Consider the following 13,489-nt stretch of genomic DNA (forward strand, 5'->3'; position numbering starts at 1 on the left):
CCAATGATTCAAACAGTTCGGTTGGTTAATAATCACATTGACAAGCTACGATAATGTTTTATATGTTCGTGAAAGAAATTATTTTTCTTCATGAAAATAAATATTTCTTGTCGTGAAAATAAATATTTCTGTTCATGAAAATAATTTGAAGATGAGAGTTCTCTGTCCTTCAATTCGGGCAGATTTAGAAGCTTAACAGCCAAGTACACTACCTTACTAAGCGTCTAATTGGACCCTGCAAAACGATGAAAGATAACCCACAATACGATGAAAGAGATGTCATTAAACAATGAAAGGGAAGTTATTGAACGATGAAAGAGATGTTGATAAACAATAAAAGAGACTCCTATCAACATAGAAGTCCCTTATTGTAATGTCTTTCTTCAACCTTTATCCTTCACGTCTCATCTGTTCAATTAGTTCTTTCTGACGGTCTGTGAGATGGTCTGGAAGTTTCACGTTGTAGGTGATGATAAGGTCGCCGAAGGTGCCATCGCCACGGTCGTAACCCTTGCCACGCAGGCGCACCTTGGTTCCGCCTTGTGTAAGAGGCTTTACCTTCAGTTTTAGTTTCTGCCCTCCTGACAGTTGGATGATAACCTCACCACCTAATAAAGCGGTGTAAAGGTCGATACCAACAGTAGCCTCCATTTGTCCTGTAGGACGTTGGCTTTGTGCTCTACCAGTGTTGAAACCAGATGAGCGACGGCGTCCCCCGCCTCCGAAGAGGTCTTGGAAGAAGCTACTAAAGCCACCGCCTCCATTTCCAAAGCTACTGAAATCGAATCCACCAAACGGGTTTCCTCCACCTTGTGAACCTTGAGCACCACCGAATCCACCAGCATTCTCGTAGGCTTCAGCATTACGCCATTGTTCGCCATACTTGTCATACTTCGCTCGCTTCTCAGGGTCGCCAATAACCTCAAAAGCCTCACTCAAAGCCTGAAATTTAGCCTTAGCCTTAGGGTCATTAGGGTGTAAGTCTGGATGAAACTGTTTCGCTCTCTTTCTATATGCTGCTCGAACATCCTTTTGTGGGATGTTTCGATCAACGCCAAGTATCTTATAATAATCTATAAATGCCATAATATATCTTCCTAAATAATGTCTTATTACTTTATTGTATATAAGGCAAAAAGTATGCCATTAGTCCATTCTGTCACGGTAATCTTCGTAAGTATAATCGCGAAGAACCTCCAGTTCGTTGTCTGTATGGAGTAAAGCAATGGCAGGATGACTAATACCATTAAACATCGTTGTCTTGACTGTTGTATAATGAAGCATATCTTCAAAGATGATGTTCTCGCCTACCTGCAGTGCATGGTCAAAGGTCCATGAACCCATCCAGTCACCACTTAGACAGCTATTAGCCCCCAGTCGGTAGGTTGTTTCACCCTTTGCTGTGCCATCCTCATCAGCAAGTGTAGCATTGCGGACGGCTGGGTGATATGGCATCTCAAGACAATCGGGCATGTGACAAGAGAAGCTAACGTTAAGGATAGCGGTCTTGATGTTGTTATCTTCGACTATGTCGACTACTTGTGCAACCAGTGGACCAGTCTGCCAGGCAAAGGCACTACCAGGCTCGAGGATGACTTTAATCCATGGGTATCGTTTTCTAAAGCCTTTCAGAAGATGTATTAGTAGTTTGACATCATAGTCTTTGCGGGTCATAAGGTGTCCACCACCAAAGTTAATCCACTTAATTTGTGGGAACCAGTTGGCGAATTTCTCCTCAATATGAGCCAATGTACGTTCGAAGACATCGCTACCACTCTCACAATGACAGTGAACATGGAGCCCATCTACGTCCTCTGGGAGTGTTTCCGGGAGTTTGTCGGATGATATACCAAACCGAGTACCCGGTGCACAAGGGTTATAAATCAACGTTTCAACCTCAGAGTATTCTGGATTAACACGTAAACCAAAACTTAGTTTACTGTTTACCATCTTCGCACGAACGTGATAACGCTCGTATTGAGTGATTGAGTTGAAGACAAGATGCGATGAACAACGAGCGATATCGTCAATTTCATAGTCGGTATAGCCCGGAGAGAAGGTATGTGTAGGTGCTCCAAACTCTTCAAAACCTAATCGAGCTTCAAAGAGAGAAGAGGCCGTTGTAGCCTTGATATACTCACGAAAGATAGGGAACGTACGCCATAGTGCGTATGCCTTAAAAGCAAGAATAATCTCAACATCAGCCTCTTTAGCCACGTGAGCGATAGTTTCTAAGTTCTTTCTAAGTCTTGCCTCCTCCAGCACATACATCGGGCGGGAGAGTTCAGCGTATGTTAATGGATTTATTTTCATGCTGCAAATATAAGGAAAAATTTGCAGTTATGGGAAATAATCTCTACCTTTGCAATACAAAACAGAGTAAAAGCATGAAACTGGTCATCATGACTAAGTCCACGTTCTTTGTGGAAGAAGATAAGATTATAAGTTTGCTTTTCGAGGAAGGACTTGATAGTCTTCATATCTCGAAGGCAGATAATTCCTCACTTTATTGGGAACGTCTTCTTTCTCTTTTGCCTTCTGAATATCATAGAAAAGTCACAGTTCACCAGCATTTTGACATGAAGAATGAGTTTTCTCTGGGTGGTATCCATCTTGATGACTCATCTGTTGTTGTGCCACGGGGTTATCGTGGTACTTTAAGTAGGACTTGTGATGACGTGATGCAACTGAAGGCTATAACAAAGCAGTCTGATTACGTCTTTCTGAAGAACATCCATCAACCTCGTGAGCAATCGTCACATGACGAGCATGTTCTTTCCGACCTTGAGTTAGACGAGGCATATAGACAGGGCCTGTTGGGGCGACGTGTCTATGCAATGGGAGGTGTGACGATAGACGATCTACCCATTTTACGTGAGCTTGACTTTGGTGGTGTGGTGATAAGGAACGACCTTTGGGACAAGTTCTGTATCCATAATGAACAGGACTTCAAGCCCATCATAGATTATTTCCGTAAACTACGTGCCCTCTGTTAGTGGTTACAAGACTTATAAGAGATTTCTACGTTATCAATATAAACAACTAAAAGAAATGAGTGAAAATAACTCTTTTTTGGTATTCTCAGGTACAAAGACGAGATACCTTGCTGAGAAGATCTGCGCCAGCCTTGGCTGTCCGCTTGGCAACTTGGTGATGACCCGTTTCTCTGACGGGGAATTTGTCGTTTCCTACGAGCAGAGTATTCGCGGTAAGGATGTGTTCCTTGTGCAAAGTACTTTCCCTAACTCCGACAACCTCATGGAGCTTCTTTTGATGATAGATGCGGCAAAGCGTGCTTCTGCTCGTCATATCATCGCTGTCATGCCTTACTTTGGTTGGGCACGTCAGGACCGTAAGGACAAGCCACGTGTCAGCATTGGTGCAAAGTTAGTAGCTGACTTGTTGAGTGTTGCTGGTATCGATCGTCTGATTACAATGGACTTACATGCAGATCAGATTCAGGGCTTCTTCAATGTTCCTGTCGACCATCTCTATGCCAGTGGTGTGCTGCTTCCTTATGTTCAGGGCCTTCATTTGAAGGATCTTGTTATCGCAAGTCCTGATGTAGGTGGCTCAAAGCGTGCTAACACATACGCTAAGTATCTTGGTTGTCCGCTCGTTCTCTGTAATAAGACACGTGCACGTGCTAATGTCGTAGACACAATTCAGATTATTGGTGATGTGAAAGACAAGAATGTCATCATTGTTGATGACATGGTTGATACGGCCGGTACGATTACTAAGGCTGCTGATGTTATGAAGGAGGCTGGTGCAAAGAGTGTTCGTGCTATTGCTTCTCACTGTGTGATGAGTGGTCCTGCTACTGAGCGTGTAGAGGCTTCTTCTTTGGAGGAGATGGTCTTTACAGATTCTATCCCATATACTGCTCGTTGCTCAAAGGTTAAGCAGATCTCTGTAGCCGACATGTTTGCTGAGACAATTCAGCGTGTGTTGAACAATGAGAGTATCTCAAGCCAGTACCTTATATAATAAGGTGTAGGGTAGAACATAACCCTTTCTTTAAAGGATATATTATAGATGTTGGAATACACCGAGCGTGTGTTCCAACTTTTTTTATGCTCATCTGTAAGCTATTGTATATATCTATAAACTTGACTTCATCGTCGACAATCGATCAACTTACATTTTCTTTGTTTACATAATACACTTTCGTACTTTAATCTTGATATATATCAAAAAACGCAGAGAACGATGAATAAAAACCTAAAAAAGTTTTGTTGTGTACGCAAACAGTCGTACCTTTGCATCGTCAAAAGACAAATAATAGATTGTTTAGGTTAGTAGTAATAGATTTAGGTTTTTAGTTATTATTTAAGGTAGAACAAAGGAGATTGTTCAGGTTTCAACTAAATAGGTTTAGTTAAAGGTAATAATAAAGATTGATTAAAGGATAATTATGATGCGAGATGATTGATGAACGCCGTGAGGCGCGAACCAAAAATCAAGCTCAAACATTCCACTGAAAGGTGGATGCTAAAGGGCACAGCAAATTAATGCTGTGCCCTTTAGTTCTATATATACATTCGTATGTTACGAAATATGCAATCTATGACAATACTGATAATTATTTCTTTGGGGGTCGATAGTACTGTGGTAGACCGAAGAGAGTAGGGGAGTTTGCAATAATGACAAGTATTTTCTTTGCTTATCATATATATGTATAACATTTCTCTACATACGCTTGTTATTTTGTTTATGATGTCTTATAGTCTAATTCGCTCTGTTTTGAGATTTATAATCATCCCCTTTTATCTTGAGAAGGATACTTTCAAAAAGTAGAACAGAAATGGCTTCTAATGAAAGTCAAACTCTTGCTATTTATACGAAAATAGTTTTATTTTCTTTTGCTGTCACTTTTAACATTTCATGTAACTCTACTGTAAACTAAAGAGTTAGCTTGTGATTTTGCATGACAGTAATGACAGCAACTTTATTTTTTGGTATTTATGCTTTCTTGTCGACATACAGAAACAGCGTGTGTAGAGACTATCAAATAGCATGAAAAACTCAAGAGGCAACAACGAAAGAAAGTTGAATGTTATAGCTAATAATAGTTATACCAGTTGTCAAGGTGGATGAGCCATGATTATGGGGTGATAGAACGACGATTCTAACGTTTGCACAATGAATACAGGATGTTATCTTATCTTTCCCTGAGTACCATCATAGTGAGAGAGAATTTGAGGAAAGGAGGAATAATAGCTTAGCAAAGTTAGTCGCAAAGATATTATTGTAAATTGTTTTCAAGTGTCTCGATTCTAAGACTTGCCCTTCAAGCATCAAGAAGACGCTCTTCTACTTCCAAGAACATGCCCTTCTTGCATGTTGAAGACGCCCTTCTTAGGCCAAGAGAGGCCTCTTCTTCTACATAGCCTATAACTTTCTGGTTTCTTGAAGATTACGAGCTTAATGATTACGCATATACATCTATTTTACAGACAAGCTATTCTTTGTGTTTTGTCATGATATTTCACAACGATGTAAACTGCTTAGATGATACAAAAACTACGTCTTCTACGCATACTCATGTGCACTGATACAGCGATAAAAAAGGTCAAAACAGATAGAATTATGAGTTGTGCAAATTACATGAACATGCGTTGTATATAGAGCGATGGACAGTCCCCCGTGTGTTTATCTCGTGTGTAGAGTAGGCGGTAAGGAACCTCCCTCTTATGGACTATCTCGGCGTTCAAATCCCTTGTCATTCGGAGAAAGGATAGAAGACAGGCTTGTCATCTGAAACAGAGATCGAACGTTAGAAAGACGATAAGGTATGTTCTCCTTCACTACTCATTTTGCGAAGCATCTTAATTCATCTTTCAGAAGAACATTAAAAAAGCTTCATAAATTTGTTGTTTTCACTTGAAATCGGTATCTTTGCATATAGGTTATTTTAATTATAACAATCTAAAATCGCACAACGTGAGACATAATTATATCGTCATATTATTTCTATTCATATCTACTTGCCTCTATGCTCAGGATATAGAGACAGGTTCGTGTACGACAAAGGACGGCGGACAGTATCATGGACAGATGTTTCGTGGGAAGCCAAATGGTAAAGGTAAGACCACATACAAGAAAGGTGATGTCTATGAAGGAGAGTATATGAAAGGCATGCGACATGGAGAAGGGACCTATACCTTCGCTGATGGAGAGAAATATAAGGGTCAGTGGTTCCAAGACCAACAGCATGGACAGGGCGTTTACTACTTTGCTAACGGCAATCGTTACGATGGTCTGTGGTATAAAGACTATCAGCAAGGACAGGGCACAATGTATTACTACAATGGTGACAAGTATGTTGGCAACTGGGAACATGATAAGCGTAGCGGGCAAGGAAAGTACATCTTTGCGAATGGAGCCTACTATGAAGGGACTTGGAAAGACGATATGAAAAACGGATACGGCAGTTTCAGATGGCCTGACCACTCTTCCTTTACTGGTAACTGGGTGAATAATCTCAAAGAGGGAAAAGGACTTTACATCTATGCCGATGGTGATGAATATAACGGTGATTGGAAGAATGACTTGCAGAATGGTAAAGGCATCTATAAATTCAAGGATGGTGAGAGCTATGATGGAGAGTATTTAGATGGCGAGCGGACTGGTCAAGGAATCTTTCGATATAAGAATGGTGACCAGTATTCTGGCCATTTCTTAAAAGGACAGAAGTCGGGTTATGGTACGATGTCATGGCGAAATGGTGACATCTACACTGGCTACTGGGAGAGAGATATGCAGAACGGACAAGGCAAACTGACCAAGAAGAATAAGGATGTCTATGAAGGACAGTTCCGCAACGGACTGTTAGAAGGACTTATCATCATCCACTATGCTGATGGAAGTAAGTTCCGTGGAAGCTACCATAATGGTAAGCGTAATGGCACAGCCGTAGAGGAGTCTGCCTCAGGCGTGCGCTTTGAAGGTAACTATCGAGATGACTATCGTGATGGAAAGTTCATTGAACGTGATAAAAACGGGAATGTTACAGCAAGCGGTTATTACGAGAATGGAAAGCGATATACTAATTAGTCTTTACATAATATAACAACAACATAAAGCTTATTCTATTATGGTAACAAAGAAAACCAGCACTAAGAAGGCTTCAGAGAAGAAGACTTCTGCCAGAATAACAAAGGTGAAGGAACCAGCACATATCGGACTTGTGAAGAACGATTCTTATCTGGCTCCATACGAGGATGCTATCCGTGGACGCCACGAACATGCACTTTGGAAAATGAATCAGCTCACACAGGATGGTAAGCTGTCGCTTTCTGACTTTGCAAATGGCTACAATTATTACGGACTACACCGTACCAAGGATGGTTGGGTGTTCCGTGAATGGGCACCAAATGCGACCGAAATCTTCCTCATTGGCGATTTTAATGATTGGAAGGAGCAAGAGGCCTACCAGTGTCAACGGTTGGAAGGAACGGGAAACTGGGAACTTATACTCCCTGAAGACGCCTTACAACACGGTCAGTACTATAAGATGCGAGTTCATTGGCAAGGAGGTGAGGGCGAGCGTATCCCTGCTTGGGCACAACGAGTTGTTCAAGACGATGCAACGAAAATCTTCTCTGCACAGGTATGGGCGCCTAAGAAGCCATTTGTTTGGAAGAAGAAGACTTTCAAACCACAGACTTCTCCGCTCTTGATCTATGAGTGCCACATCGGAATGGCACAGGATGAAGAGAAGGTAGGGACCTATAATGAGTTTCGTGAGAAGGTGTTGCCACGTATTATCAAGGATGGTTACAATGCTATTCAGATTATGGCAATACAGGAGCATCCCTACTATGGCAGCTTTGGTTACCATGTTAGCTCTTTCTTTGCAGCCAGTTCACGCTTCGGAACTCCCGAGGACTTGAAGGCACTTATCGATGAGGCGCATAAGAATGGGGTAGCTGTTATCATGGACATCGTACACTCTCATGCCGTTAAGAACGAGGTGGAAGGATTAGGTAACTTAGCCGGCGACCCTAATCAATACTTCTACCCAGGTGAGCGTCATGAGCATCCTGCATGGGACTCCCTGTGCTTTGACTATGGTAAAGACGAGGTTCTACACTTCCTCTTGTCTAATTGTAAGTATTGGTTGGAAGAATATCACTTTGATGGTTTCCGCTTTGATGGTGTCACGTCAATGCTTTATTATAGTCATGGCTTAGGTGAGGCTTTCTGCAACTATGCCGACTACTTTAATGGACATCAGGATGATAATGCTATTTGTTATCTGACCTTAGCCAACTGTCTTATCCATGAAGTCAATAAGAATGCAGTAACTATAGCGGAAGAGGTATCTGGTATGCCGGGTCTTGCCGCTAAGTTCAAAGATGGCGGATATGGCTTTGACTATCGTATGGCCATGAATATTCCAGACTATTGGATAAAGACTATTAAGGAGTTGCCTGACGAGTCTTGGAAGCCATCTTCTATCTTCTGGGAGATAAAAAATCGTCGTTCTGATGAAAAGACTATCTCTTATTGCGAGTCACACGACCAAGCCTTAGTAGGCGATAAGACTATCATCTTCCGTTTGGTAGACGCTGATATGTATTGGCATTTCCGTAAGGGAGACGAGACAGAGATGGTTCATCGTGGTATAGCATTGCATAAGATGATACGCCTTGCGACGTTAGCTGCGATCAATGGTGGCTATCTGAACTTTATGGGAAATGAGTTTGGACATCCAGAGTGGATAGACTTCCCACGTGAAGGAAACGGATGGAGCTATAAGTATGCACGCCGACAATGGAACTTAGTAGACAATAAAGAGCTGTGTTATCACTTCCTTGGCGACTTCGATCAGAGGATGTTAGAGGTGGTGAAGAGCGAGAAGAAATTCAACGAGACGCCAGTTCAAGAGATATGGCACAATGATGGCGACCAGATCTTAGCCTTTAGTAGAGGCGAGCTAATCTTTGTCTTCAATTTCTCTCCTACTCGTTCCTTCTATGATTATGGTTTCTTGGTGCCTGAAGGCTCTTATAATGTAGTCTTAAACACGGATGCTAAGGAGTATGGTGGCAATGGTTTTGCTGATGATACAGTTGAGCATTTCACGAATGCCGACCCTCTTTATGAGAAAGATCATAAAGGTTGGCTTAAACTCTACATACCAGCACGCAGCGCTGTAGTGTTGAGAAAGAAGTAAATTGCGCATGATGGAGAGTAAGTTTATGCGTGCTATCTGCACGATACTATTTTGTTCATTCACCTTCTGTTTCCTGTTCTTCTATCAAGCAGACGTGATGACAGTAGTACAACATTTGGCTTCTGGGAGGCAGACCTTCTATAATCCATTGTTAGGAGCAGTGCTGATAACAGCTACGTTGAAGCTTCTTCAGGTAGGAGTTAGCTCTTTGGCTAAGTTAGGCAAGCGTGGCTTCGCCTTGACTTACTTTCCATCTTTCCTTATACTAACGATTATCTCCGACTTACGTCCTACGGTTGATGGTGTTACATTTGGTAACTGGCTGTGGGCAACACCGTTATTAATCATCGTTTATGTCTTTGTTTTGATCTCTGTAAAGCGTTTTGAACCTTACGAACCAGAACAGCGTAGCTTCGGACCCTTCTCAGAGATGATATGGATTAGCCTTCTTCTATTCCTTTTCTACTTCTTGTTTACAGGACTTCTTAGCAATAATGATAGGTATTTCCATCTGCGGGCTAAGGTGGAGGCCTTGATAGATAAGCGGGATTATGCAGGTGCTTTAAATGTTGTACGTACCATGCCTCATACCGACTCGGTCACTTCCATGCTAACTGTCTATGCTGTTGCTCGAAGAGGACAGCTTGCCGATAGTCTCTTCTATTACCCTCTTGAGGGTGGTGCACGCACTTTACGTCCAGGGAAGGTACATTCGTGGTTGCAGCCAGATAGTGTCCTTTACAAGGTGACCCGTAACTCAGCTAACTATCAGTTGACAGGCTTCTTGTTGGATCGTAACCTATCTGAATTTGCCCGCTACCTACCAGAGTATTATCCAGCCGACAGTCTTCGTCCTCGTTATTATAAAGAGGCTATGAAAATATTGCTGCTCAAGAAGCAAGGACTAAGACTTGTTCCGCCTTATAAGAAAGGAAGTTATGCAAGTTACTATTATGCAAAGTAGCTCTCTTTTGCAGCTTTAATAAGAGTTGATACCTCGTTTTCTATCGTGGTATCGGTGCTGATGTCTTAACTCCTTTCACTCCCCCTTCACTCCTTAACTCCTCATCCCTTTGTCAATTATTTTCGCCCCTCTTGAAGATAGTACATGCTCTTCATGGGTTAAGAAGATGCCCTTCAACGTTCAAGAACATGCCCTTCTTGGGTTAAGAAGACGCTCTTCTTGAAGCAAGAAAGGCGTCTTCTTTGATACTGTATGTAACCTGTTGATTTCTTGAAAGTTATAAACTTGCTTTTGAGAAACATTATACTCCTGTGTTGAGGTCGTTTAACTCGTTGTGATGTAATGATTTTTCGCATTCTTGTTGATTTCCTCTAAGAGTGGATTGATAGCTGAGGTATTTCCATAGAATATACTGATAGAGATAGAGGGGAGTCTTTTTTCTTACAGAGTAACGGAGGTTTTTACATGCAGGTAGAACTCAAAGTGTGGTGGACACGGCCTTTTCTCTCCACGAATGGGGTAGAGGGTAAGCATAAAGATACCCCTGTAAGAGATATATGTAATTGACGTTAAGATAATAGATAGTGCTTGACATCTGACTCGAAAAGGCTGATGAATATAAAACTTAAGTTGGGTCTATGAATAAATCTCTGCTCTGTGTGATCATATTTATGCGTATATTCTACTCTAAAAGTTTATTGACTAATTATAGTTTATGCTATACTGAATGCAAATATATGTCTATAAATGGAGAAAAAGAGGCTTTTTAAGGTTCATTAAGTTGGCTTTTTTTCTTTTATTTTACTTTCCTTTTATTTATTTTTTATTTATCTTTGCAACGATAAATACTATTTACCATGTTGAAAACAAGGTCGTTTTTGGCTGCTGTCCTCTTGTAGTAGAGAAGGAAAGGACCAACTTTAACCTTAAAAAATATAATACAAATCTTTACCAACTATGCCCAAGAAACTCATTTTTTCATGTCTAATGCTACTGTTCCCAATATCCATTCTGGCACAGAAGTCTGTTCTCTTTGATTTCTCGAAGTATTCTAAAGATGAAGAAATTCCCTTTAGAATTGAGAAGGAAGGAATTGTGTTGGAGTTTAGTACACGTTCAAAGAAATTATACTCACCAAAGTGTTCTGTTCCAAATGACTTTTCTTGTGTAAGACTTGTTAGTGATAGTCTATTAACAATAAAAGGAGTTAGTTGTGAGATTACGTCAGTTATTTTTTCTATTGTAGATGGTAGAAAGCGTCTTAGTGTCTATGATGATGATAATAAAATGCCTACTTCTAAGGAAAAAAAAGGTGGAAAGGATTCTTATCGACAGGAATGGAAAGGTAATAAACAAAGTATTTCCTTTACTCCTACGACCAGTAACGGTAGTTTCATTACGTCTATAAAAGTCACTTATGAGCCAGTCAAACCTATAGAACCTGCTGAGAACACGGTCTCTATCGACATTTCTTCAGCCAAGCGAGCTACTTTTTATTATGGTGAGAAATCGTTTGTTATTCCTAAAGGAGTCGTAGCACGAACGTATAAGATTGTTGATAACGTTCTTTCAGTGAGTAAGACGTATCAAGAGAATGATGTCCTTCCGAGTGGTACGGCTGTAGTTTTAGAAGCAGAGGAGGGTAATTACCTTTTCAAGGAGACGACTAAAGAAGGCGAAGGAGATGCTTTTAATGCCCTACGAGGCTCTGATGTGGATGCAGAAACGGTTGGGGGCGCATTATATTATGTCTTTGCTAAGGGCAGTAATGGCGTAGGCTTTTATTGGAATAAGCCTGATGGCAAGGCTTTTCAGACGAAGGCTCATAAAGCTTACCTCGTCTACACGCCAACAGTAGCTACACAAGCAAAGTCTAATTTCACCTTTGATATACCTTTAGGAATCAATTCCACCACGGTAAATGATGATGTTCACCAGTGCTGTCCAATCTATAATCTTGCAGGGCAACAGGTTAGTAAGGACTATAAAGGTATTATAATCGTTGGTGGAAAGAAATACTTAAATCGATAAACGACTTTGTTATATACTCCTTTTGACAACTTAAAGTAATTGAATATGAAAACATATATTAAGCCCTTAATAACAGTTTATTATGTATCCTCACGTTCTTTCTTGTTAGGAAGTTCGCAAACAAGAGCGGGACATAGTGTGTTGAGAAGTGAACGAAATGATGTACATAATCAATATGAAGGAGATCAGAACCAATTGGCAAAGGGCTCTTCCTTCCCAGACTTAGGATTAGATGATTCCTTCCCAGCGTGGGATGATTAATACAGAACGACCATAACTTAACTTAAAAAATAACTAATATGAAAAAACAAGTAGCGTGGATTTGGCTTATTGTATGTATATTAGCATTAGCCGCATGTGAGAAACCAGTGTTAGACAATGTCGATGAGGGGACAAAGTCTCGTAATTCAAAGAACAAGCTAACCAGAGTTGTGCGTATTCATCCTAAGGAGTTGCATATCGAAACATTTGAGGATGCGATGGGCGCAAAGCCTCTACCGTTTAGTAGAGGTGTCACTGGTGAAACGAAGAAGAAGTTTTATGCTGTCAATGTGTACGAGAAGAAGCCCAATGAAGAGACGTATTCTATGTATGCCTACGGTCTGTTTACCAATGCTTCAAAGATTGCTTTGAAGATGAATGTTGAGAACCTTTACAAGGTAGAGTGCCTGATTGTAGAGGAAGGAGATGATAGAATATTCTTGAAGGATGGCGAGTATCTTGCTCCTTTCTTACATGGAACGGATAAGGGAACACGGTTAACAAATAGCTTTGTGTTATCTAAAGAGGAGAATCTTAACGGTCTGACAAAAGGTGAAACAACTATTGCCGACGGTCGAACGATACATTATCCACGTATTACGAAGCTGTATGCTACAATCGACTCCTTTAGTCCTAAGGCAACAAAAGACCTGACACTCGATATGAAACGGTCGGTGTTTGGTTTGCATTTTAAGGTGACACCGCCCGATGAAGGTAAACTTGTAGTCAACTATGTAGGCTGGGGTATTCCTCTGACAAAGGACAGTCCGATGTATGACAATAGGGCTGTTTATTCCTTCTATGACGTGGTGAATGGGACTAAAGATGGTTATCAAACGACAATAGACCTTCGTGTTTCATGGACAAAGGACGATGGGACGGTAGAGAAAGAGCAGAAGCAGCTCACTATCAAACGTAATGTTATGTCGGTAATAGATATAAGTGTGGAAGGAAAGAAGCCCCAAGGCTTCACGTTCCATGAGGAGTCTGGCGACATGGAGACCGAGAATACGGTTTGGAAACTGGTGTTATAAGGCTGGCTATTGAAT

10 protein-coding genes are annotated in these 13,489 nt (G+C 41.1%); 8 read left to right on the forward strand and 2 right to left on the reverse strand.

The genetic code is table 11. The features are described from left to right. Positions 1-390: 390 nt before the first annotated feature. Positions 391-1,086, reverse strand: a complete 696-nt coding sequence (locus AXF23_RS04155) for a DnaJ domain-containing protein (protein WP_009012087.1) — start codon at positions 1,084-1,086, stop codon at positions 391-393. Between the two features lie 60 nt (positions 1,087-1,146). Next, positions 1,147-2,313: a carboxynorspermidine decarboxylase gene (nspC, locus tag AXF23_RS04160; protein ID WP_107624408.1), complete on the reverse strand. Its 1,167-nt coding sequence runs from the start codon at positions 2,311-2,313 to the stop codon at positions 1,147-1,149. Positions 2,314-2,387: 74 nt separating this feature from the next. On the opposite strand from nspC, the gene AXF23_RS04165 reads away from it, so the two are divergent. The 8 genes from AXF23_RS04165 to AXF23_RS04200 all read left to right on the forward strand — a co-directional run bounded on the left by AXF23_RS04165 (position 2,388) and on the right by AXF23_RS04200 (position 13,474). Beyond that, positions 2,388-2,996: a thiamine phosphate pyrophosphorylase gene (locus AXF23_RS04165; RefSeq protein WP_107624409.1), complete on the forward strand. Its 609-nt coding sequence runs from the start codon at positions 2,388-2,390 to the stop codon at positions 2,994-2,996. Positions 2,997-3,051: 55 nt separating this feature from the next. Further along, positions 3,052-3,990, forward strand: coding sequence for a ribose-phosphate pyrophosphokinase (locus tag AXF23_RS04170; RefSeq protein ID WP_009012084.1), 939 nt, complete (start codon positions 3,052-3,054; stop codon positions 3,988-3,990). A gap of 1,956 nt (positions 3,991-5,946) precedes the next feature. Further along, the gene (locus tag AXF23_RS04175) at positions 5,947-7,059 is read left to right on the forward strand and encodes an MORN repeat-containing protein (RefSeq protein WP_107624410.1); all 1,113 of its coding nucleotides are present in this window, start codon (positions 5,947-5,949) and stop codon (positions 7,057-7,059) included. A 40-nt stretch (positions 7,060-7,099) separates the two neighbouring features. Continuing rightward, positions 7,100-9,184, forward strand: coding sequence for an alpha amylase C-terminal domain-containing protein (locus AXF23_RS04180; protein ID WP_107624411.1), 2,085 nt, complete (start codon positions 7,100-7,102; stop codon positions 9,182-9,184). Between the two features lie 7 nt (positions 9,185-9,191). Continuing rightward, on the forward strand, positions 9,192-10,148 hold the full coding sequence (locus AXF23_RS04185) for a DUF6057 family protein (RefSeq protein ID WP_042856236.1): 957 nt from the start codon (positions 9,192-9,194) through the stop codon (positions 10,146-10,148). Between the two features lie 957 nt (positions 10,149-11,105). After that, entirely contained in the window at positions 11,106-12,179 is a 1,074-nt protein-coding gene (locus AXF23_RS04190; protein WP_107624412.1) for a hypothetical protein, read from the forward strand. Positions 12,180-12,224: 45 nt separating this feature from the next. After that, positions 12,225-12,440 carry a hypothetical protein gene (locus tag AXF23_RS04195; RefSeq protein WP_107624413.1) on the forward strand — a complete coding sequence of 72 codons (216 nt, stop codon included), beginning with the start codon at positions 12,225-12,227 and terminating at the stop codon, positions 12,438-12,440. Positions 12,441-12,478: 38 nt separating this feature from the next. Further along, complete coding sequence (locus tag AXF23_RS04200; RefSeq protein WP_107624414.1) at positions 12,479-13,474, forward strand: hypothetical protein; 996 nt, start codon at positions 12,479-12,481, stop codon at positions 13,472-13,474. Positions 13,475-13,489: the final 15 nt, after the last annotated feature.

Source organism: Prevotella sp. oral taxon 313 (assembly GCF_003043935.1).
Classification (GTDB): domain Bacteria; phylum Bacteroidota; class Bacteroidia; order Bacteroidales; family Bacteroidaceae; genus Prevotella; species Prevotella jejuni.